The organism is Cellulosimicrobium sp. MI9406 (genome assembly GCF_040595865.1).
GTDB lineage: Bacteria > Actinomycetota > Actinomycetes > Actinomycetales > Cellulomonadaceae > Cellulosimicrobium > Cellulosimicrobium funkei.
Map to the genome: position 1 here is coordinate 189,539 of NZ_JALIZI010000007.1, position 22,198 is coordinate 211,736.

Annotated in this window: 16 protein-coding genes; all 16 read right to left on the bottom strand. The window is 74.5% G+C overall.

Annotated features, from left to right (window positions below):
• Positions 1-74 precede the first annotated feature (74 nt).
• The 16 genes from ffh to ileS all read right to left on the bottom strand — a co-directional run bounded on the left by ffh (position 75) and on the right by ileS (position 22,148).
• A complete protein-coding gene (gene ffh / locus MT994_RS14530) occupies positions 75-1,688 on the bottom strand; it encodes a signal recognition particle protein (RefSeq protein ID WP_308820415.1) in 1,614 nt (537 codons plus the stop codon).
• A gap of 111 nt (positions 1,689-1,799) precedes the next feature.
• On the bottom strand, positions 1,800-3,647 hold the full coding sequence (locus tag MT994_RS14535; protein WP_354806825.1) for a [protein-PII] uridylyltransferase: 1,848 nt from the start codon (positions 3,645-3,647) through the stop codon (positions 1,800-1,802).
• A 16-nt stretch (positions 3,648-3,663) separates the two neighbouring features.
• Positions 3,664-4,002, bottom strand: coding sequence for a P-II family nitrogen regulator (locus MT994_RS14540; protein ID WP_021483028.1), 339 nt, complete (start codon positions 4,000-4,002; stop codon positions 3,664-3,666).
• On the bottom strand, positions 3,999-5,312 hold the full coding sequence (locus MT994_RS14545) for an ammonium transporter (protein ID WP_354806826.1): 1,314 nt from the start codon (positions 5,310-5,312) through the stop codon (positions 3,999-4,001). Before MT994_RS14545 ends, MT994_RS14540 begins: the two co-directional genes overlap by 4 nt.
• Positions 5,313-5,594: 282 nt before the next feature.
• Positions 5,595-6,776 (bottom strand): signal recognition particle-docking protein FtsY, encoded by a 1,182-nt coding sequence (gene ftsY, locus MT994_RS14550; RefSeq protein ID WP_076406428.1) that lies wholly within the window; start codon positions 6,774-6,776, stop codon positions 5,595-5,597.
• A 29-nt stretch (positions 6,777-6,805) separates the two neighbouring features.
• Positions 6,806-7,189: a hypothetical protein gene (locus tag MT994_RS14555; RefSeq protein ID WP_055725692.1), complete on the bottom strand. Its 384-nt coding sequence runs from the start codon at positions 7,187-7,189 to the stop codon at positions 6,806-6,808.
• Positions 7,190-7,340: 151 nt separating this feature from the next.
• Complete coding sequence (gene smc / locus MT994_RS14560) at positions 7,341-10,895, bottom strand: chromosome segregation protein SMC (RefSeq protein ID WP_354806828.1); 3,555 nt, start codon at positions 10,893-10,895, stop codon at positions 7,341-7,343.
• Positions 10,896-11,030: 135 nt separating this feature from the next.
• Positions 11,031-11,483 carry a nucleoside-diphosphate kinase gene (gene ndk / locus MT994_RS14565; RefSeq protein ID WP_031317103.1) on the bottom strand — a complete coding sequence of 151 codons (453 nt, stop codon included), beginning with the start codon at positions 11,481-11,483 and terminating at the stop codon, positions 11,031-11,033.
• Between the two features lie 77 nt (positions 11,484-11,560).
• Positions 11,561-12,055, bottom strand: a complete 495-nt coding sequence (locus MT994_RS14570; protein ID WP_306303334.1) for a DUF4233 domain-containing protein — start codon at positions 12,053-12,055, stop codon at positions 11,561-11,563.
• 4 nt (positions 12,056-12,059) lie between these two features.
• Positions 12,060-13,781, bottom strand: a complete 1,722-nt coding sequence (locus MT994_RS14575; RefSeq protein WP_061269008.1) for an MDR family MFS transporter — start codon at positions 13,779-13,781, stop codon at positions 12,060-12,062.
• A gap of 134 nt (positions 13,782-13,915) precedes the next feature.
• On the bottom strand, positions 13,916-14,614 hold the full coding sequence (locus tag MT994_RS14580; protein WP_163188542.1) for a TetR/AcrR family transcriptional regulator: 699 nt from the start codon (positions 14,612-14,614) through the stop codon (positions 13,916-13,918).
• Between the two features lie 66 nt (positions 14,615-14,680).
• The gene (dhaM, locus tag MT994_RS14585; protein ID WP_354806831.1) at positions 14,681-15,418 is read right to left on the bottom strand and encodes a dihydroxyacetone kinase phosphoryl donor subunit DhaM; all 738 of its coding nucleotides are present in this window, start codon (positions 15,416-15,418) and stop codon (positions 14,681-14,683) included.
• Complete coding sequence (gene dhaL, locus MT994_RS14590; protein ID WP_354806833.1) at positions 15,415-16,059, bottom strand: dihydroxyacetone kinase subunit DhaL; 645 nt, start codon at positions 16,057-16,059, stop codon at positions 15,415-15,417. Before dhaL ends, dhaM begins: the two co-directional genes overlap by 4 nt.
• 69 nt (positions 16,060-16,128) lie before the next feature.
• Positions 16,129-17,124 carry a dihydroxyacetone kinase subunit DhaK gene (gene dhaK, locus MT994_RS14595; RefSeq protein WP_076406418.1) on the bottom strand — a complete coding sequence of 332 codons (996 nt, stop codon included), beginning with the start codon at positions 17,122-17,124 and terminating at the stop codon, positions 16,129-16,131.
• Positions 17,125-17,268: 144 nt separating this feature from the next.
• Positions 17,269-18,690 (bottom strand): folylpolyglutamate synthase/dihydrofolate synthase family protein, encoded by a 1,422-nt coding sequence (locus MT994_RS14600; RefSeq protein ID WP_354806834.1) that lies wholly within the window; start codon positions 18,688-18,690, stop codon positions 17,269-17,271.
• Complete coding sequence (gene ileS / locus MT994_RS14605) at positions 18,687-22,148, bottom strand: isoleucine--tRNA ligase (protein WP_354806929.1); 3,462 nt, start codon at positions 22,146-22,148, stop codon at positions 18,687-18,689. Before ileS ends, MT994_RS14600 begins: the two co-directional genes overlap by 4 nt.
• Between the last annotated feature and the right edge of the window lie 50 nt (positions 22,149-22,198).

Below are 22,198 nucleotides of genomic sequence, written 5' to 3' on the forward strand. Positions count from 1 at the left end.
CGGACATAACCTAGCGCCCGGGCGGCTGCGGGTCGCACCCGGGCTGGAGGACGGCCGTCCGGGACGGCCGCTGCTCAGCGGCCGCCGAGCAGCTTCTCGAAGCCGGGCGGGAGCTGGAGGTCGTCCGGCGTCGGGGAGGACGGCGCGTCCGTGCCCCGCACGCCGAACGCGGAGCCCGACGGCGCCGCGGGACCGGTGAGCTCGCCCGCCGCGCGCGCGGCGGCCGCGCGCTCCTGCGCGGCCCGCTTCGCCGGGTTGCCCGACTTGCCCTTGACCTTGCGCTGCGGCGCCTGGCGGCCCCGCGCCTTCTTGCCGCCCATGCCCGGGAGGCTGCCCATGCCCGGCATCCCCGGCATGCCGCCGCCGCGGCTCATCTGCCGCATCATCTTCTGCGCGCCCGCGAAGCGCTCGAGGAGCTGGTTCACGTCGCTCGTCGTCACGCCGGAGCCGCGGGCGATGCGCGCGCGCCGCGAGCCGTTGATGATCTTCGGGTTGTCCCGCTCCGCGGGCGTCATCGACCGGATGATGGCCTCGATGCGGTCGACCTCGCGCTCGTCGAAGTTCTCGATGGCCTCGCGCATCTGGCCCATGCCCGGCAGCATGCCGAGCATCTTCTTCATCGAGCCCATGTTCTTCATCTGCTGCATCTGCACCAGGAAGTCCGCGAGCGTGAAGTCCTGCCCCGTGGCGACCTTCTCGGCCATCTTCGCGGCCTGCTCGGCGTCGAACGCCTTCTCGGCCTGCTCGATGAGCGTGAGGACGTCACCCATGTCGAGGATGCGCGACGCCATGCGGTCCGGGTGGAACGCCTCGAAGTCGGTGAGCTTCTCGCCCGTGGACGCGAAGAGGATCGGGCGACCGGTGACCCCGCGGACGGAGAGCGCGGCACCGCCGCGCGCGTCGCCGTCGAGCTTGGTGAGCACGACGCCGGTGAAGTCGACGCCCTCCTCGAAGGCCTTCGCGGTCGCGACGGCGTCCTGACCGATCATCGCGTCGATGACGAACAGGACCTCGTCGGGCTGCACGGCGTCGCGGATGTCCGACGCCTGCTGCATGAGGACGGCGTCCAGGCCGAGGCGGCCCGCGGTGTCGACGATGACGACGTCGTGCTGGCGCTGCCGCGCCGTCTCGACGCCCTCGCGCGCGACGGCGACCGGGTCGCCGATCACGTCGTCGACCTCGACGCCGCTCTGGTTGCCGGGGTGCGGCGCGAACACGGGGACGCCGGCGCGCTCGGCGACGACCGAGAGCTGGGTGACGGCGTTCGGGCGCTGGAGGTCGGCGGCGACGAGGAGCGGCGTGTGCCCCTGCTCACGCAGGTGCAGGGCGAGCTTGCCCGCGAGCGTCGTCTTGCCCGCGCCCTGGAGGCCCGCGAGCATGATGACGGTCGGGGGCGTCTTGGAGAAGCGCAGCCCGCGGCTCTCGCCGCCGAGGATGCCGACGAGCTCCTCGTTGACGATCTTGACGACCTGCTGCGCCGGGTTGAGCGCCCCCGAGACCTCGGCCGAGAGCGCGCGCTCGCGCACGGTCGCGCTGAACTCGCGCACGACGGGCACCGCGACGTCGGCGTCGAGCAGCGCGCGCCGGATCTCCCGGATCGTCGCGTCGATGTCCGCCTCGGACAGCCGGCCCTTCGCACGCAGGTTCTTGAAGGTCGAAGTCAGTCGGTCCGACAGCGTGTTGAACACCGCGTCATCCTCACCAGTCGTCGGAAGTCTCGTGCGCGTCGGCCCTCCGTCGTCCCCGCTCCCCGGCAGACGTGGAGCGGGCACGGGACGGGCCGTCCGCGAGGGTCCAGCCTACCCGGCGGCGCCCGGTCCCCCCGGCACGGCGCCCAGCGCACGGAGCGTCTCGCCCACGAGGTCGTCCACGAGGCGCGCGCGCCATGCCGTCCACGCGCTCGGGCCGAGCGACGACGCGTCCGCCTCCGTGAGCGCACGCAGCACCACGAGCAGGTCGGCGCGGTGGTCGACGGCGTCCGCGAGCTCCGCGACCGTCGCCGGGTCGTCGGGGTCCTCGCTCACGGCGAGGCGCGAGAGGGTGAGGTGGTGGCGCACGAGGCGCTCGACGTCGGCCACGACGTCCGGCTCGAAGCCCATGCGGCCGAGGATCGCGGGCACGAGCCGTGCGCCCTCGACGGAGTGGTCGGCGGCGCCGGCCCGCTTGCCGATGTCGTGCAGCACCGCGGAGAGCAGCAGCAGGTCGCTGCGCTCGACCTCCTTGCGGGCGCGCGCGGCGCGCGCCACGACCTCGACGAGGTGCCGGTCGACGGTGTGCCGGTGCACGGCCGCGCGCTGCGGCCGGTTGCGCACGCCCGCCCACTCGGGGATCCACGTCGTGACGACGCCCGCGAGGTCGAGCGCCTCCCACACCGCGACCTGCGCCTGGCCGGACCCGAGCAGGGCGAGGAACGCGGCCCGCGCGGCGCGCGGCCACGGCTCCGGCAGGGCGGGGCAGCGCGCGAGGCTGGCGACGGACACGGGCGAGAGCGTCAGGCCCGTGCGCGCCGCGGTCGCCGCGGCGCGCAGCGACAGGAGCGGGTCCGACTCCGGGTGGGCGTCCACGGCGAGCACGAGCTCGCCGTCGTGCTCGACGAGCCCGTCACCGACCGGCCGCAGCCGCGGCGCGGCGCGGCGTCCCCGCACGAGCACCGGGCGGCGGGCGACCGACGGCCGCTGGAGCGCCTGGCGGGCGCGCCGGACCGTGGTGTCGAGCGCGTAGGAGATCTCCCGGCCCGCCGCGGCGAGGCTCGCGAGCAGCTCGTCGGGGTCGTCGTACCCGGACAGCGCGGCGACCTCGTCGAGGTCGGCGAGCAGGAGGCGGCTCGTGTGCCGGCCCGTGACGACCTGGAGCGTGTCGCGGACGTCGAGCAGGTGGGCGTGCGCCCGGTCGACCGACCCGTGCGGGCGGTCGGTGAGCCACGTCGCCGCGAGCGCCGAGAGCACGACCGCGTCCCGGATGCCGCCACGCGACTCCTTGAGGTCGGGCTCGATGAGGTAGGCGAGCTCGCCGGACCGCTCGGCGCGCTCGCGCGTCGAGGAGAGCAGGTCGGGCAGGCGGCGGCGCGACGCGGAGCGCCAGTCGGTGAGCACCGCGGACGAGGCGCGGTGCACGACGAGCGCGTCCCCCGCGACCGCGCGCACGTCGAGCCACCCGACGGCGGCGGGGACGTCCTTCGACGCCACCTGGCGGCACTGCGACAGGGAGCGCACCGCGTGGTCGAGGTCGACGCCCGCGTCCCACAGCGGGTACCAGAGCCGCTCGGCGACGCGCGCGACGTCGTCGGCGGTGTGGGTGCGGCCGTCGTGGACGAGGACGAGGTCGAGGTCGCTCGCGGGGCCCATGTCGCCCCGCCCGAGGCTGCCGACCGCGGCGAGCGCGAGCCCCTCGGGCGCGACACCGCCGGTCGCCTCGAGCCAGAGGCCCGCGAGCGAGGACGTGACGAGGTCGACGACGGCGGCGCGGCGCGCGACCCCGCTGCGGCCCGGTCCGCTCATGGACCGTGCGACGTCGAGCATCCGCGCACGCAGGTCCCGCACCCCTTCGGGGTGCGGGACCTGCGTGCCGTGCTCTCCCGGCCCTGCCGGGCGCCCCGCCGATCCCCCTGCGACCCCGCCCGTGGTCGGGGTGTCGGCGTGGTGGGTCATCCGAGGGTCCGTCTCCTCACAGGGCGCCGGGGCCGTGCTCGCCCGTGCGCACCCGGGCGACGTCGTCCACGGTCACCGTCCAGACCTTGCCGTCGCCGATCTTGCCGGTCTGCGCCGCCTTGACGATCACCTCGGTGACCGCGGTGGCGTCGGCGTCGTCGACGAGGACCTCGATGCGGACCTTGGGGACCAGGTCCACCGTGTACTCGGCGCCGCGGTAGACCTCGGTGTGGCCCTTCTGGCGGCCGTACCCGCTGGCCTCGCTGACCGTCATGCCCCGCACGCCCGCGGCCTCGAGCGCCGACTTCACGTCGTCGAGCCGGTGCGGCTGGATGATTCCCGTGACGAGCTTCATGCCCGCACCTCCCTGATGACGCTGCCCTGCTGGATGGACTCGTACGCCGTCTCGCCGTGGACCGCGAGGTCGATGCCGCCGACCTCCGCGTCCTCGCTCACGCGCCAGCCCATCGTGACCTTGAGGATCAGGCCGATGACCGTCGTCGTGATCGCGGTGAAGACGATCGCGACCAGCGCGATGAGCACCTGGACGACGAGCTGCTGCGCGCCGCCCCCGAAGAAGAGGCCCCTGTCGGTCGCGAGGAAGCCGATCGCGACGGTACCCCAGAGGCCGGAGACGAGGTGGACCCCGACGACGTCGAGCGAGTCGTCGTAGCCGAAGCGGTACTTCAGGCCCACCGCGAGCGCGGAGAGCGCGCCGGCGACGAGGCCCAGGACGATCGACGTGACCGGGTTGAGCGCGCCGGCGGCGGGCGTGATCGCCACGAGGCCCGCGACGACGCCGGACGCGGCGCCGAGCGACGTGGCGTGACCGTCGCGGATCTTCTCCGTGACGAGCCAGCCGATGATGCCGGCCGCCGTGGCGCTCGTGGTGTTGATCCAGGCGAGGCCGGCCGTCTCGTTCGCGCCGAACGCGGAGCCCGCGTTGAAGCCGAACCAGCCGAACCACAGCAGGGCCGCGCCCAGCATGACGAACGGCAGGTTGTGCGGGCGCATCGGCTCGGTGCCGAAGCCCTTGCGCTTGCCGATGAGGAGCGCGAGCACGAGCGCCGCGACACCGGCGTTGATGTGGACGACGGTGCCGCCCGCGAAGTCGATCGGCGCGACCGTGGCGGCGCCGTCGGTCACCCCGAACACCTTCGCGGCGAGACCGTTCTCGTTGGCCGAGAGGAAGCCGCCGCCCCACACCATGTGGGCGAGCGGGAAGTACGTGACCGTGACCCAGATCGCCGTGAACGCCAGCCACGTGCCGAACTTGACGCGGTCGGCGAGCGCACCCGAGATGAGCGCGACCGTGATGATCGCGAACGTCACCTGGAACGCGATGTCGACCACGTTCGGGTAGTTGCCGAGCGTGCTCGCGACGGCGCTGCCGTCGGCGTCCGTGATCGCCCCCGAGAGACCGAACTGCGCGAACGGGTTGGCGAACAGGCCACCCGTCCCGGCCTCGCCGTAGGACATCGACCAGCCCCACAGCACGTAGACGACGCCCACGACGGCCATCGCGCCGAAGGACATCATCATCATGTTCAGCACGGACTTGGCGCGGACCATGCCGCCGTAGAAGAACGCCAGTCCGGGCGTCATCAGGAGCACGAGGGATGCTGAGGTCAGCATCCACGCGGTCGCCCCGGTGTCCCACTCCATCGGATCATCTCCCCTCGCCGGCCGGGCGGCCGGTCGGGGACTACGGTGGTGCGGGCGGGTTTCCCCGGCGGTGTCGCCGCGTTACGCCGGCGTGACAAGGGCGGCCCGGACGTAAACGTTCGGTTTCGCCGCACCGCGCGGGCGCCCGGAGCCCGGCGCCGCGACCGGGCCGTGATCGCGCCGTGACACGACCGTGACCCGCCGGGCGACCCGGACCGGCACCCGGCCGGGCACTATGGCCGGGCGTTGAGGCCGGGCGTCGCGCCCGGCCGCGCCCGCGCCTCAGGCGCCGAGGAGCCCGTCGACGAACTGCTCCGGGTCGAACGGGGCGAGGTCGTCGGGCCCCTCCCCCAGGCCGACGAGCTTGACGGGCACGCCCAGCTCGCGCTGGACCGCGACCACGATGCCGCCGCGCGCGGTGCCGTCGAGCTTCGTCAGGACGATGCCCGTGACGCCCGCGACCTCGCCGAAGACGCGTGCCTGGTTGAGGCCGTTCTGCCCCGTCGTCGCGTCGAGCACGAGGAGCACCTCCGACAGCGGGGCCTCCTTGGTGATGACGCGCCGGATCTTGCCCAGCTCGTCCATGAGGCCCTGCTTGTTCTGCAGGCGCCCGGCGGTGTCGACGAGCACGACGTCCGCGCCCTCGGTGCGGCCGCGGCGCACCGCGTCGAACGCGACGGCCGCCGGGTCGGCGCCGTCACGGTCGGACCGCACGGTCGGGACCCCGACGCGCGAGCCCCAGGTCTCGAGCTGGTCGGCGGCTGCGGCGCGGAACGTGTCGGCAGCGCCCAGCACGACGCTGCGGTCCTCGGCGACGAGCACGCGCGCGAGCTTGCCGACGGTCGTCGTCTTGCCGGTGCCGTTCACGCCCACGACCAGCACGACGGCGGGCACCGTGGACCCGTCCTCGGCGGTGCGCGGGGACGTCGCGAGCGAGCGGTCGAGCGTCGGGTCGACGAGCGCGACGAGCTCGGTGCGCAGGAGGTCGCGCACGCTCGCGGCGTCGCGCACCCCGAGGACGCGGACCTTGGTGCGCAGCGCGTCGATGAGCTCGCCGGCCGGCCCGGCGCCGACGTCCGCGAGGAGGAGGGTCTCCTCGAGCTCGTCCCAGTCGTCCTCGGTGAGGTGGTCCCGCGAGAGGACGGACAGCAGGCGGGCGCCGAGCGGCGACCCGGAGCGCGCGAGGCGCTCCCGCAGCCGGACGAGCCGACCACCGACCGGCTCCGGGCGCTCGAGCGCGGGCGGGGCGGCGACGTCGGGCTCCGGCGGCGCCTCCACGGTCGCCGTGCCGGGCGGCGCCTCCACGACGTCCGGCGCGGTCGCGGGGGGCGCGGCAGTGGCCGAGGGCGGAGGTTCGACGCGGTCGCGGCGACCGCGGCGACGGGCCGACACGGTCCCGGCGGTGACGAGGCCGACGACCAGGAGGACGCCGAGGACGATCCAGAGCGGGAGGAGGTCGTTCACCCCGGAAGTCTCTCAGACCGACGCGGTGCTCACGCCTCGGGAGGGCGCTCCCCCGGGTGCAGCGGGCGCACGCGCTCGCGCGCGCGGTGCAGGACGTCGGTGAGCTCCTCGGCGTCGACGTACGCGTTGGACGACACCTGCGTGGCCGTGAAGAAGTCGTCGATGCTCGTGTCCACCGGCCGCGGCATGCGCACGGTCGCGACGTGCTGGCCCGGGTTGTCACCGCGGCGGCGACGCCGCCGCAGCCCCGAGCGGAAGTCCCGCCAGAAGGCGCGCATCCCCTGCTCGCCGTCCCGTCGGTCACCCGCCGCACCGGTCGACTGCGCCTCGGCGCGCGCGACGACGCTCGCGAACAGGAACACGACGGCGGCGACGCCGAGCGTGAGCCCCAGCCACACGAACATCCAGACCATGCCCTCCAGTATCCGGGCGCCCGAACGCGTCGCGACCGCAGCCACGCCGGGGCTCGGCGATCAGCACCACATCTTCACAAGGCCCGGAATTGCAACGATCCTGGAGGTTCCGCCCAGGTCCGGACGAGGCGGACGGACCGCCCCGCGCCGGTCAGACGGGGACCTCCTCGCGCGCCTCGGACATGCGCTGGCTGATGACCGTCGTGACGCCGTCGCCGCGCATCGTCACGCCGTAGAGCGCGTCGGCGATCTCCATGGTGCGCTTCTGGTGCGTGATGACGATGAGCTGCGAGTCCTCCTGGAGCTCGCGGAAGATCTCGAGCAGGCGGCCGAGGTTCACGTCGTCCAGGGCGGCCTCGACCTCGTCCATGACGTAGAACGGCGAGGGCCGCGCCTTGAAGATCGCGACGAGGAGCGCGACCGCCGTGAGCGAGCGCTCGCCGCCGGACAGCAGGGACAGGCGCTTGACCTTCTTCCCCGCGGGACGGGCCTCGACCTCGATGCCCGTGGTCAGCATGTCGTCCGGGTCGGTGAGGACCAGGCGCCCCTCGCCGCCCGGGAACATGCGGGCGAACACGCGCTCGAACTGCTCGGCGGTGTCGCGGTACGCGTCCGAGAACACCCGCTCGACGCGCTCGTCGATCTCCTTGACGATCTCCAGCAGGTCGGCGCGCGACTTCTTGAGGTCGGCCAGCTGGTCGGCGAGGAACTTGTGCCGCTCCTCGAGCGCGGCGAACTCCTCGAGCGCGAGCGGGTTCACCTTGCCGAGGCGGCCGAGGTCGCGCTCCGCGGCGCGCAGGCGCTTCTCCTGCTGGGCGCGGTCGTACGGGACCGTGCGGGGCTCGCCGTCGTCGGAGGGGACGGGGACCTCGCGGTGCGGGCCGAGCTCCTCGACCAGGACGGCCGGGTCGAGCCCGAGCTCGTCGACGCTGCGCGCCTGGAGCTGCTCGATGCGGAGCTGCTGCTGCGCGCGCGCCACCTCGTCGCGGTGCGCGACGTCGGTGAGCTCGCGCAGGCGCGCCGCCAGGTCGTCGACCTCGCGGCGCGCGGCGGTCACCGCGGTGTCGCGCTCGGCCCGTGCCGCCTCTGCGGCGTCCCGCTCCGCGCCCGCCCGGCCCAGCGACCGGTCGATCGCGGCGAGGGCGAGCGTCGCGCCGTCGCGCACCGCGGACGCGCGGCCCGCCTGCCGCACCCGCGCCGCCTCGCGCCGCGCGGCCCGCTCGCGCGCGTCGCGCTCCGCGGCGGCAGCCCGGGCCAGCGACTGGGCCCGGCCCGCGACCGCCCGCGACCGCTCCTCGCTCGTGCGCAGGGCGAGCCGTGCCTCGGTCTCGGCCGTGCGCGCCGCCGAGGCACGTGCGAGGAGGCGGTCGCGCTCGGCGCTCGCCTCCGCCACCGCGTCCTCGGACTGCTCCGGCGCCGCCTCCGCGACCTCGAGCCGCTCGACGAGCCCGGCGAGCGTCTCGCGTGCGTCGTCGAGACTCTGGGACGCCCGCTCCAGCGACGCGCGCACGCGCTCGGCCTCCGCGGCGGCCGAGCGCGCGGTCGCCCCCAGGTGCCCGAGCTGCTCCGCGACCGCGGCGAGCTGCGCGTCGGACTCGTTGAGCCGGTCGAGCGTGTCCTCGTACCGGGCGCGCGCCTGCTGCGCCGCCTCGCGCGCGCCCACGAGGGCGAACCGGGCGCGCTCGGCGCGGGCCGTCGCGTCGGCGTGCGCCGTGCGCGCCTCGTCGAGCGCCGACTGCAGGTGCAGCACGCTCGGCGCCGACGCCGACCCGCCCCACGCGCGCGTCGTCGCGAGGAGGTCACCGCCCCGCGTCACGACGGCGACGCCCGGGTGCCGCGCCACGAGCGCGCGCGCCTGGCCCAGGTCGTCGACGACGGCCACGCCCGCGAGCAGGGACCGCACCGCCTGGCCGACGCCCCCGGCGGCGGTGACGACGTCGACGGCCCAGCGCGCGCCGTCGGGCAGGTCGACGGCGGCGGGGCCGGGTCCGGGCTCCGCGGTCGCCACGAGGAGGCCCGCGCGCCCGGCGTCCTCCGTGCGCAGGTACCGCAGCGCGTCGACCGCGGCGTCGACCGACTCGACCGCGACCGCGTCGGCGGCCGGGCCCAGCGCCGCGGCCACCGCGTCCTCGTAGCCCGCCTCGACGCCGAGCAGGGCCGCGAGCGACCCCACGACGCCGACGCCGTCCGCCGCGAGCAGCGCGCCCGCGCCGTCCTTGCGGTCGAGGCTCAGCTCGAGCGCCTCGATGCGCGCGCTCCACGTCGCGCGCTCCTGGTCCGCGGCCGTCGCGTCCGCCTCCAGGCCCGTCACGGCGGCGCTCGTGCGCTCGACCGCGTCCGCCGCGGCCTCGTGCTCGGCGTCGAGGCCCTCCTCGCCCTCCTCGGCGCCGACCACCTGGGTCTCGAGCACCGCGAACTCGGTGCGCGCCTGCGTGCCCCGGTGCTCGGCCTCCGCGAGCGACTCGCGCAGCCGTCCGATCTCGGCCTCCGCCGCCTCGACGCGCGTGCGCTGCGCCGCGACCTGCCCCGCGAGCCGCGCGAGACCCTCGCGGCGGTCCGCGGCACCGCGCAGCAGCGTCGCGACGGCCCGCTCCGCCTCCCCCGCGGCCTGCTCGGCGTCCTCCCGGTCGGTGACCGCGGCGGCGAGCGCGTCGCGCGCGCGGGCGACCTCCGCCTCGAGCTCCGCCTCGGTCGCGCGCACGCGCTCGGCCTGCGCCTCGAGCTCGTCCGGGTCCTGCCCGCGGGGCGCCGCCTCGGGGCGCCCGAGGAGACGCACGCGCTCCTCGGCGAGCGTGCGCGTGCCGCGCAGCCGCTCGCGCAGCGACGAGAGCCGGAACCAGACGTCGGTCGCGGCCCCGAGGGCGGGCGCGGCCTCCGCGGCCTCGCGCTCGAGCCGGCCGAGCGTGTCGCGCGCCGTCGCGAGCGCGCGCTCGACCTCCGCCTGCTGCGTGCGCAGGGCCGCCTCGTCGGCCATCTCCTGCTCGAGCGTCGCGGTGAGCTGGGCGAGGTCGTCGGCGAGGAGCCGGGCCCGCGCGTCGCGCAGGTCGGCCTGGATCGTGGCGGCCTTGCGCGCGATCTCCGCCTGCCGCCCCAGCGGGCCGAGCTGGCGCCGGATCTCCGTCGTGAGGTCCGCGAGCCGCGTGAGGTTGGCCTGCATCGCGTCGAGCTTGCGGAGCGCCTTCTCCTTGCGCTTGCGGTGCTTGAGGACGCCCGCGGCCTCCTCGACGAAGCCGCGGCGGTCCTCGGGCGTCGCGCGCAGGACGGCGTCGAGCTGTCCCTGGCCGACGATCACGTGCATCTCCCGGCCGAGGCCCGAGTCGGAGAGGAGGTCCTGGATGTCGAGCAGGCGGCACGCGCTGCCGTTGATCGCGTACTCGGACCCGCCGCTGCGGAACAGCGTGCGGGAGATCGTCACCTCGGTGTAGTCGATCGGCAGGGCGCCGTCGGTGTTGTCGATCGTCAGGGACACCTCGGCGCGCCCGAGCGGGGGCCGGCCGGAGGTGCCGGCGAAGATGACGTCCTCCATCTTGCCGCCGCGCAGGGTCTTGGCGCCCTGCTCCCCCATCACCCACGCGAGCGCGTCGACGACGTTCGACTTGCCCGAGCCGTTCGGCCCGACGACGCACGTCACGCCGGGCTCGAAGCTCAGCGTCGTCGCGGACGCGAACGACTTGAAGCCGCGCAGCGTCAGGGTCTTGAGGTGCACGGACCCGAGCCTAGTGCGGCGCTCCCACGATCCTGCGGACGTCCGCGACCGGCCGTGGCGGACCGCGCACACCGCGGCGGGCACGCGAACGCCCCGCCCCGGAGGCCCGGGACGGGGCGGACGTGCGCGTGCGGGTCAGCCGAGCTCGGGGAACCAGAGCGCGATCTCGCGCGCGGCGGACTCGGGCGAGTCCGACCCGTGCACGAGGTTCTGCTGGACCTTGAGGCCCCAGTCGCGGCCGAGGTCGCCGCGGATCGTGCCGGGCAGCGCCTCGGTCGGGTTGGTCGCGCCGGCGAGCGAGCGGAAGCCGGGGACGACGCCCTGGCCCTCGGCCACGACCGCGAGGATCTTGCCCGAGAGCATGAAGTCGACGAGCGGCTGGAAGAACGGCTTGCCCTCGTGCTCGGCGTAGTGGGCGGCGAGCAGCTCGGGCGTCGCGTCGAGCAGGCGCACGGCGGCGAGCGTGTAGCCCTTGGCCTCGACGCGCCGGAGGATCTCGCCGGACAGGCCGCGGCGGACGCCGTCGGGCTTGACGAGGATGAGGGTGCGCTCGATGGTCTCGGTCAGTGCGGGTGCGACGTCGGTCATGGTCGCCGAGCCTACCGGCCGTCGGACCGTGCGCCGCGCCCCGCGGGTGGCCGCCCGGCCGCGTGCGCGCCGTGCCGTCAGCCGGCGTTGGGCGCGGTCTCGGGGTGCTCGGCGTCGTAGGCCGCGCGCTCGCGGTCGATGCGCCCGCCGAGGCGGATCGAGACGATCCACAGGACGACGAAGAGGCCGCCCACGAGGAACATCATGGGCACGACCAGCCCGAGCGCGAGCACGGGCACCTGGACCACGGACCCGGCGACGTACCCGCCGGGCGTGCCCACCATCCGCGACAGCACGACGAGCACGACGGCGAGCACGCCGCCCACGACCCAGATCGACGTCGCGGAGGGCAGCTCGAGCGGGCCGCGCGAGTACGGCACGTCGCGCAGGCCGTAGGCCACGAGCGTCGCGAACACGACGAGGAACGCCTCGAGCAGGAGCGTGGTCGACGCGAACTGGACCTTCGCGGGCTTCTTGGGCTTGATGCGGTCGCCCGGGGACGGGCGCACCGGGCCCGCCGCGCGGCCGTGGCGGGACGGCTGCGCGGCGGGCTGCGACGGCGAGGTGCTCACCCGGTCAGGATACCGGCGCGCCGTCGCGCTCCCGGCTCCCGGGGCGCTCGTCGTCCGGTCCACCGCCGCCCGCGGGCACGACGACCGCGGCACCGTCGACCTGGCCCGTCGCGGGGGCGTCCTCGCGCAGGTCGCCGTGGTCCGCGACGGCCTCGCCGCGCGCGACCATCCCCGCGACGTCGGAGAGCTTGACCTCGCGCAGGAACAGCGCGAGCACGAACCCGACGAGGACGAGCGGGACCAGGTACCAGAACGCGGGGGCGAGCGCGTCGGTGAACGCGTCGACGACGCCCGTGTGGATCGGCTCCGGGAGCTGCTGCACCAGCTCGGGCGTGAGCGAGGAGCCCTCCGCGCCGGCGGGGGCCGCACCGCCCGGCACGCCCGCGAAGACGCCTTCGAGGTTGTCGGCGAGCCGCGACGTGAAGATGGTGCTGAACAGCGCCGTCCCGACGGCCGCGCCGATCTCGCGGAAGAAGTTGTTCGCGCTCGTGGCGGTGCCGATCTCGTGCGGGTCGACCGAGTTCTGCACGGCGAGCACGATCGTCTGCATGACGAGGCCCATCCCGGCGCCCATGACGAAGATCATCGCGCCGAAGAGCCACATCGACATGTCGCCCGTGATGCGCGTGAGCCAGACCATCCCGGCCGCGGTGATCGCGAGCCCCACCACCGGGTAGATCTTGTACCGCCCGGTCTTGGTGATGGCGATACCGGACCCGATGGCCGTGATCATGACGCCGACCATCATCGGGAGCATGAGGAACCCGGACTCGGTGACCCCGGCGCCCGTGGACATCTGCAGGAACGTCGGGAGGAACGCGAGCGCCGAGAACATGCCCATGCCGAGCACGAGGCCGATGAGCGTCGCGATGGTGAAGGTCCGGTTCTTGAAGAGGTGCAGCGGGAGCAGCGGCTCCTCGGCGCGGTTCTCGACGAGGACGAACGCGACGACCGACACCACGACGGCCGCGACGAGGCCGAGCAGCCACGGGTCGGACCAGTCGTAGCCCGACGACGTCGTCAGGGACTCCCAGCTCGTCACCAGGACGATGCCGGACGTCGCGACGACGAGGAAGAAGATGCCCGCGACGTCGATCTTGCGGCCCGCGCGGTGCGAGGGGAGCTTGAGCGCGACCCACGCCACGACGAACGCGGCGACGCCGATGGGCACGTTGATCCAGAACGCCCAGCGCCAGCCCGGGCCCTCGGTGAACCAGCCGCCGAGGAGCGGCCCGATGACCGCGGCGATGCCGAAGAGCGCGCCCATGGGCCCCATGTACTTGCCGCGGTCCTTGGCGGGGACGATGTCGGCGATGATCGCCTGCGACAGGATCATCAGACCGCCGCCGCCGAGGCCCTGGACGCCGCGCCAGGCGACGAGCTCGGGGAACGACTGCGCGAACCCGGCGCCGGCCGACGCGACCGTGAAGAGGCCGATCGCGACGAGGAACGGCCAGCGGCGGCCCCAGAGGTCGCCGAACTTGCCGTAGAGCGGCATGACGATGGCGATCGCCAGGATGTAGGCCGTGATGACCCAGCCCTGGTGCTCGACGCCGTGGAGCTCGCCGACGATCGTCGGCATCGCGGTGCCGACGATCGACTGGTCGAGCGAGGACAGGAACATCGACGCCATGAGCGCGCCGAAGATCACCCACACGGTGCGCGGGGTGAGCACGACGAGCGGCTTGCCGCCGTCGACGGGTGGTGCTGCGGTGGAGGAGGCCATGAGGATCCGGTTCGGTCGGGACGGACGGGCGCGCGCCGACGGGCGCGGCCCGTCGTCGGGTGGGGGCTGGAGGTGCGGCCGGTCGGGTGGGAGGCCCGAGCCGGTGGAGTCCTCGCGCGGGGCGAGGGGTGCGGTCAGGGGGCCGCGGGATCAGGGGCGCGCGTGTCGCGGAGCAGCGCGCGGAGCTGGTCGACGACGCCGGGCAGGTGGTCCACCGGCTCGCCCTCGCGGCCCCGCTGCTGCCACTCGACCGTGCTCGCCCGCAGGAGGCTCATGACGACGAGCGCCAGGAGCTCGGGGTCCGGGACGAACGGCCGGACCGCGCGACGCGCGACGAGCATCTCGACGAGCTCCGCGCGGTGGCCCTCGACCCACGCGACGTGACGCGCGACGAGGTGCGGCTCGCGCTGCACGAGCTCGAGCGTGCGCGCCATGCGCTCGGGAGTGACGACCTCGTGCGCGAGCACGTCGGCCACCACGACCTCGAGGTCGTCGAGGAGCGCGCCCGTCGGACCGCCGGAGACGAAGGCCGCGACGACGTCCGGTCGGACCGAGAACTCCTCGAGGCCGAGCACGGCGTCGTCCTTCGCGGGGAAGTAGTTGAAGAACGTGCGGGGCGAGACGCCGACGGCCGCGCAGATGTCCTCGACCGTCACGGCGTCGAGGCCGCGGTCGAGGACGAGGGTCTGCGCGGCGTCGACGAGGGCCTCGCGGCGCGCGCGCTTCTTGCGCTCCCGCAGCCCGCCGGGCGACGGCACGAGGCATGCCGCGGCCCGCTCGGCCACGGAGGGGCGAGCGGGCACGTCAGGCGGAGTCGTCGGCACGAGGAGCATTCTTGCATCCTCTGCAATTTTGCACCAACTGCAATATCGGGTGACGGAGGTCACACCTCCGCGGCGTCAGACCTCGCCGAACCCGCCCTCCACCGCCTCGACCACCGCGCGCACGGCGTCCGCGGCCTGCGGGCCCTCCCCCGTGACCGTGAGCTCCTGCCCGCCGGTCGCGCCGAGCTTCATGAGCTCGAGGACGCTCGCCCCGTTGACGCCGTCGATCGCGACGCTCGCGTCGAACCCGGCGACCAGGCGGGCGAGCACGGCGGCGGGCCGGGCGTGCAGGCCGAGCGGGTTGCGCAACGTCACGACGGCGCGGGCCTCCCCCGCCGGCGGGGCGCCGTCCGCAGGGTTCTCCTCCCCCGCCTCCGGTGCCGCGGCGGGGACGGCGAACGTGCCGCCCGCGTGCTCCGCGGACGCGAGGACCTCGGCCACGTCGCCGCCGCCGTGCGCGGTGACGGCCGCCGCGACGGCGCCCTCGACGAACGGCGCGTCCGCGAGCAGCACGCGCCCGTCGAAGCCGTCCTCCAGGTCCAGCACCGACTCGACCGTCATCACGGCCGAGCCCAGGTCCGCGAGCACGACGACGCCGTCCGCGACGCACAGCGCCTCGTCGATCGCGCCGGAGACGCGGTCGTAGCTCGTGCCGAGGCCGCCGTCGTCCGTCCCGCCCGCCGCGAGCAGCAGGACGCCGGGCGCCATCTGCGCGGACAGCTCGACGGCCCCCTGCGCGAGGCGCTGCGAGTGCGAGACGAGGACGAGCGCGACCCGGGCCCGGGTTCCGACCGGTCCGGCCACGCCGCTCACGCCGTCGCCGCGTCGCGCGCGGCCTCGAGCAGGATCGCGGTCGACGTCGCGCCCGGGTCCTGGTGGCCCGCGCTGCGCTCGCCGAGGTAGCTCGCCCGGCCCTTCGTCGCCACGAGCGGCGCGGTGGCCTCGGCGCCCTCGCGCGCGGCCCGGGCGGCGGCACCGAGGACGTCGGCCGTCGAGCCGCCCGCGTCGGCCGCGGCCTCCGCCGCGTCGACCGCGGGCTGCCAGGCGTCGACCATCGTCTTCTCGCCGACCTGCGCCTTGCCGCGCGCGGAGATGCCCTCGAGCGCTCCCTCGAGCAGCGCGACGACGCCGTGCGCGTCGAGCTCCGCGAGGCCGGTCACCTTCGCGGCGCGCAGGTAGGCGGTCCCGTAGAGCGGGCCCGAGGCGCCGCCGACGGACGACATGAGCGTCGTGGCCACGAGCTTGAGCACGTCGCCGATCTGGCCGGGCGGCTGCTCGCCGTCGGCCGCCCCGTCGAGCTTGGCGACCACCGCGCGGAAACCCCGGTCGAGGTTCTCGCCGTGGTCGCCGTCACCGATCTGGCGGTCCAGCTCCGTCAGCTCGTCCCGCGCCGCCGCGATCCGCTCCGCGCTCAGCCGGGTCCATCGCTCGGCCCAGGCCACGTCCAGCGTCATGCCCCACCTCTCCTCGCCGTCGAGCCGGCGGTGCGCCGGCTCCAGGAGACTGCACGAAAGGGCACCCGCTCACCAGCGCAGCGCGGCCGTGTGGACGGGAGCGTCCCACAGGGCGGTGAGCTCGTCGTCCAGGCGCAGCACGGTGACCGACGCACCCTGCATCTCCAGCGACGTGACGTAGTTGCCGACGAGCGAGCGCGTCACGCGTACGCCGCGCCCTTCGAGCAGCCTCCTCGCCTGACGATAGACGACGTACAGCTCGGACAGCGGGGTACCGCCCATTCCGTTAACGAACAGCAACACGTCCTCGCCGTCGGCGAGGCCCAGGTCGTCGGCCACGGGATCGACCAGCCGCTGCGTGATCTCGTCCGCCGACGCGAGCGGGATCCGGTGCCGCCCGGGCTCGCCGTGGATCCCGATGCCGATCTCGACCTCGTCGTCGCCGAGGTCGAAGCTCGGCCTGCCCACGTGCGGCACGGTGCACGCCGTGAGGGCGACGCCCATCGAGCGCACGTTCGCCACGACGCGCCCGGCGATCTCCGTCACGGTGCCGAGGTCGTCGCCGCGCTCGGCCGCCGCGCCCGCGATCTTCTCGACCGCGACCGTCCCCGCGACGCCGCGCCGACCCGCGGTGTAGAGCGAGTCCTCGACCGCGACGTCGTCGTTGACGAGGATGCTCGTGACCTCGGTGCCCTCGGCCTCGACGAGCTCGACCGCCGTCTCGAAGTTCAGCACGTCGCCCGTGTAGTTCTTGACGATCGCGAGCACGCCGGCGCCCGAGTCGGCGCCGAGGATCGCCGGGACGATCTGGTCGGGCGTCGGCGAGGTGAACACCGCGCCCGGCACCGCGGCGTCGAGCATCCCCGGCCCGACGAAGCCCGCGTGCAGCGGCTCGTGGCCCGAGCCGCCGCCCGAGACCAGCCCGACCTTGCCGGCCACCGCGCCGCCGGCGCGCGACACGTACGGGGGCGCGAGGTGCACCTGCACGAGGTCGGCGTGCGCCTGGCCGAAGCCCTCGAGGGACTCCGTCACCGCGTCCTGGGGATCGTTGAGCAGCTTCTTCACCGGTCATCCCTCCATCGGTCCGTGCGCCCGGTGCTCCGGGCGCCGACAGCCCCCGCGACGTCGGCAGGCCGCGCCCGGCGTGCCCGCCGCCGTCGTCGCCTCCATCAAACACCCGGCCGCCGCGCGCCGCGCGGCGTCCGGGCGTCAGCCGCGACCGAGCAGGACGCGCGCGTCGGCCACCGTCACGACCGAGCCGGTGACCAGGACGCCCGTGCCCGTGCCGACGCCCACGGCGTCGTCGCGCTCGACGAGGTCGACCGCCACCTGGAGCGCCTCGTCGAGGCGCTCGGTGCTGTGCACGCGGTCCTCGCCGAAGACGTCGGCCGCGAGCTCGGCGAGCTCCGTCGGGTCGGCCGAGCGCTCCGAGCTGTTGCGCGTCACGACGATCTCCGCGAGCACCGGCTCGAGCGCCGCGAGGAGCGGCTCGGCGTCCTTGTCGGCCATGATCGCGACGACGCCGACGAGGTGGCGCAGGTCGAACGCCTCGCCGAGCGCCGTCGCGAGCGCCTCGGCCCCTGCGGCGTTGTGCGCCGCGTCGACGAGGACGGTCGGGCTGGACCGCACGACCTCGAGCCGTCCCGGCGACGTGACGTCCGCGAAAGCCGCCTCGACGAGCGTGCCGTCGAGCGCCCGGCCGCCGAGGAACGCCTCCACCGCGCCGAGCGCGAGCAGCGCGTTGTGCGCCTGGTGCTCACCGTGCAGCGGGAGGAACACCTCGGTGTAGAGCGCAGCGGGCGTGCGCAGGTCGAGGAGCTGGCCGCCGACCGCGACCTGGCGCGCGGCGACGTCGAGGTCGACGCCCTCGCGCAGCAGGCGCGCGCCGACGCGCTCCGCCCGGGCCCGAAGCACCTCCTCGACCTCGGGGCGCTGCGCCGCCGAGACGACGGTCGCGCCCTCCTTCACGATGCCCGACTTGACCGTCGCGATCTCCTCGAGCGTGCTCCCGAGCCACCGCTCGTGGTCGAGCGCGACGGGCGTCACGACGGCGACCTCCGCGTCGACCACGTTGGTCGAGTCCCACTCGCCGCCCATGCCGACCTCGACGATCGCGACGTCGACGGGCGTGTCCGCGAACGCGGCGAACGCCACGCCCGTGAGGACCTCGAAGAAGCTGAGCTGTGACTGCCCGCTCTCCGCGAGCTCCGCGTCGACGACCTGCACGTAGGGGTAGACGTCCTCCCACACCTCGACGAACCGGCGCGCCGAGAGCGGCTCGCCGTCGACGACGATCCGCTCGGTGACGCTCGTCAGGTGCGGGCTCGTGAACAGGCCGGTGCGCAGGCCGTGCTCGCGCACGAGACGCTCCGCGACGCGCGCGGTGCTCGTCTTGCCGTTGGTCCCGGTGAGGTGGATCGTCCGGAACGCGTGCTGCGGGTCGCCGAGCAGCTCGAACAGGCGCCGCACCCGGTCGATCGTCGGGTCGAAGTCGTGCTCGGGAGCACGGGACACGATGTGCTGGTAGACGCGCTCGAGGTCCGCCTGCGCGGCGGCGCCCTCCGCCACCGCGCGGGCGTCCTTCGCGCTCTGCCGTCGTGCGGCGCCGGAGTCCTTGCGTGCGGCGCTCACAGGTTCGCCTCCTCGACGGGGCCAGCGTCCGGGACGGTGCCGTCGGCCTTCTCGACGCGCACGGAGCGCACGTCGGTCGGCGACGTCTCGACGACGACCTCGAGCGCGAGCGTCTCGCGCGCGACGAGGTCGCGGTGCTCCTCGACGGCCGCGAGCCACTCGCCCGGCACGTCGAGCGAGAGCCGGATGCGATCGGCGACGTCGAGCCCGGCGGCCTTGCGCGCGTCCTGCACGTCGCGGATCACGTCGCGCGCGTAGCCCTCGGCGAGCAGCGCGTCGTCGAGCGCGAGGTCGAGGACGGCGAACCCGCCGCTCGCGAGCACCGCGGCGGCGATGCTCGGCGCCTCCCCCTCGGCGACGCCGCGGTCGGCGACCACCGTCGTCAGCTCGTACTCCGCGGGCAGGAGCGCGACGTCGCCGTCGTCCGTCGTCACGACGACCTCCCCGGCGTCGTCCACGCGCCACGCACCGGCCTTGGCGGCCTTGATGACGGCCTGGACCCCGCGGCCCAGGCGCGGGCCCGCGGCGCGGGCGTTGACCGCGAGGCGCTGCGTGATGCCGAAGCGCTCCGCGGCGTCCGAGTCGGTGGACTCGAGCTCGACGGCCTTGACGTTGAGCTCGCGCGCCAGCAGGTCCGTGTACGGCGCGAGCGCCCCCGGGTCGTCCACGACGACCGTGAGCCGCGCGAGCGGCTGGCGCACCCGGAGCTGGTGCGCCTTGCGCAGGCCGAGCGCGGCCGACGCGACGGCGCGGACCTCGTCCATCGCGGCGACGAGCGCCGGGTCGGCGACGAGGGACGCGTCCGGGACGTGACGCACGGCCACGGCGGACGAGCCGTCCTCGCCGACGAACCGCTCGCCGACCTCCTCGGTGGACGCCGGCCAGTCGGTGAGGTGGACCGAGCGCCCGCCGGTCAGGCCGCGCCACACCTCCTCCGCGAGCAGCGGGGCGAGCGGCGCCATGACGCGCGTGAGCGTCTCGAGCGCCGTGTACAGCGTGTCGAACGCGTCGGCGTCCTCCGCCCAGAACCGGTCGCGCTGGGTGCGCACGTACCAGTTGGTCAGGACGTCGAGGTGCTCGCGCACGGTCTCGCACGCGCCGGCGATGTCGTACGCGTCGAGCTGCCCCGTGACGCGCACGACGAGGTCGTGGGTCCGGGCGAGCAGGTAGCGGTCGAGGGCCGGGAGCCCGGCCACGCGCTCGGGCGCCACCTTCTGCGCGACGTACCCGGCGGGCTCGACGGGCTCGCCCGCCCGCGCCTGCGCCTTCGACGTGTTCGCGTACAGGCTGAAGAAGTAGTACGTGCTCCACAGCGGCAGCAGCACCTGGCGCACCGCGTCGCGGATCCCGTCCTCGGTGACGACGAGGTTGCCGCCGCGCAGGATGGGCGAGCTCATGAGGAACCAGCGCATCGCGTCGGAGCCGTCGCGGTCGAAGACCTCGTTGACGTCCGGGTAGTTGCGCAGCGACTTGCTCATCTTGCGGCCGTCGGAGCCCAGCACGATGCCGTGCGAGACCGCCGAGCGGAACGCCGGACGGTCGAACAGCGCGGTCGCGAGCACGTGCAGCGTGTAGAACCAGCCGCGCGTCTGGCCGATGTACTCGACGATGAAGTCGCCGGGGTTGTGGTGCTCGAACCAGTCGGTGTTCTCGAACGGGTAGTGCACCTGCGCGTAGGGCATGGAGCCCGAGTCGAACCAGACGTCCATGACGTCCTCGACGCGGCGCATGGTCGAGCGGCCCGTCGGGTCGTCCGGGTTGGGGCGCGTGAGGCGGTCGACGAACGGCCGGTGCAGGTCCGGCTCTCCCTTCTCGTTGCGCGGGAGGGTGCCGAAGTCCCGCTCGATCTCGGCGAACGAGCCGTACACGTCGACGCGCGGGTGCTGCGGGTCGTCCGAGCGCCAGACCGGCACCGGGCTGCCCCAGAACCGGTTGCGCGTGATCGACCAGTCGCGCGCGTTCTCCAGCCACTTGCCGAACTGGCCGTGCTGGATGTGGTCGGGCGTCCAGGAGATCTGCTCGTTGAGCTCGACCATGCGGTCCTTGAACTTCGACACCGCGACGAACCACGACGACACGCCCATGTAGATGAGCGGCTTGCGGCAGCGCCAGCAGTGCGGGTAGGAGTGCGCGTACGACTCACGGCGCAGCAGCACCGTGCCGGGGCTCGTCGCGCCGAGCGGGAGGTCCGGCGTCTCCTCCCCCTGCGCGGCCGCGGCGTCGTGGCGCGTGCGGCCCTTGAGGTGGTCGATGATGAGCGCGTTCGCGTCGAAGACCTGGAGGCTCTCGTAGTCGACGACGGGGAAGACGAACTTGCCGTCGCACGCGACCGGCAGCACCGGCTCGACGCCCTCGCGGTCGGAGACGACCTTGTCCTCCTCGCCGAACGCGCCGGCGTTGTGCACGAGCCCGGTGCCGTCCGTGGTCGTGACGAAGTCCGCCTCGACGACCCGGTGCGCACCGGCGTGCCCGGCGAAGTACGAGAACGGCGGCGTGTACGACCGCCCGACGAGGTCGGCGCCCGTGAGCCGCTCGACGACCTGCGTCGTCACGTCCTCGACGCCCTCGTCGGCGAGCTCGCGCGCGTACGCCCCGAGGCGCTCGGCGGCGATCACGTAGCGCTCCTTGACGCCCGTGACCGACGACTCCACGACGACGTACTCGACGTCGGGGCCGACCATGACGAACAGGTTCGACGGCAGCGTCCAGGGCGTCGTCGTCCAGATGAGCGCGAGCTCGCCCGTCTCGAGCCGGAAGCCGACGGTGACCGCCGGGTCCTGGCGGACCTGGTACACGTCCTCGTCCATGCGCAGCTCGTGGTTGGACAGCGGCGTCTGGTCGTTCCAGCAGTAGGGCAGCACGCGGAAGCCCTCGTAGACGAGGCCCTTGTCGTAGAGCTGCTTGAACGCCCACAGGACCGACTCCATGAACGTCGGGTCGAGCGTCTTGTAGTCGTGCTCGAAGTCGACCCAGCGCGCCTGGCGGGTCACGTAGTCCTGCCACTCGCTCGTGTACTTGAGCACCGACGCGCGGCACGCGTCGTTGAACCGCTCGATCCCCAGCTCGAGGATCTCCTCCTTGGTCTTGATCCCGAGCTGGTCCATCGCCTCGAGCTCGGCGGGCAGGCCGTGCGTGTCCCAGCCGAAGCGACGCTCGACGTGCTTGCCGCGCATCGTCTGGTAGCGCGGCACGACGTCCTTCGCGTAGCCCGTGAGCAGGTGCCCGTAGTGGGGCAGGCCGTTGGCGAACGGCGGGCCGTCGTAGAAGACGAACTCGTTGCTGCCGTTCTCCCCGGCGGGGTTGCGCTCGACCGAGGCGCGGAACGTGTCGTCCGCCTCCCAGTAGGCGAGGACCTCGCGCTCGATCGCGGGCAGGTCCGGGGAGGCGGGGACGCCGAACGCGGCTCCGGGGTGCGCGTCGGCGGCGGACGAGGGTGCGCGGTGCAGCGGGTAGGCCATGGTCTCGAGGACTCCGGTGAGGTAGCGGTCGGCGGGGTGTCCGCCGTGGT

What these genes read in the sequence shown, in the direction of transcription:
- MT994_RS14535 (WP_354806825.1), bottom strand. Translation starts at nt 3,647, where the DNA reads ATGACCCACCACGCCGACACCCCGACCACGGGCGGGGTCGCAGGGGGA.
- MT994_RS14540 (WP_021483028.1), bottom strand. Translation starts at nt 4,002, where the DNA reads ATGAAGCTCGTCACGGGAATCATCCAGCCGCACCGGCTCGACGACGTG.
- MT994_RS14545 (WP_354806826.1), bottom strand. Translation starts at nt 5,312, where the DNA reads ATGGAGTGGGACACCGGGGCGACCGCGTGGATGCTGACCTCAGCATCC.
- MT994_RS14555 (WP_055725692.1), bottom strand. Translation starts at nt 7,189, where the DNA reads ATGGTCTGGATGTTCGTGTGGCTGGGGCTCACGCTCGGCGTCGCCGCC.
- ndk (WP_031317103.1), bottom strand. Translation starts at nt 11,483, where the DNA reads ATGACCGACGTCGCACCCGCACTGACCGAGACCATCGAGCGCACCCTC.
- MT994_RS14575 (WP_061269008.1), bottom strand. Translation starts at nt 13,781, where the DNA reads ATGGCCTCCTCCACCGCAGCACCACCCGTCGACGGCGGCAAGCCGCTC.
- MT994_RS14580 (WP_163188542.1), bottom strand. Translation starts at nt 14,614, where the DNA reads ATGCTCCTCGTGCCGACGACTCCGCCTGACGTGCCCGCTCGCCCCTCC.
- dhaL (WP_354806833.1), bottom strand. Translation starts at nt 16,059, where the DNA reads ATGACGCTGGACGTGGCCTGGGCCGAGCGATGGACCCGGCTGAGCGCG.
- ileS (WP_354806929.1), bottom strand. Translation starts at nt 22,148, where the DNA reads ATGGCCTACCCGCTGCACCGCGCACCCTCGTCCGCCGCCGACGCGCAC.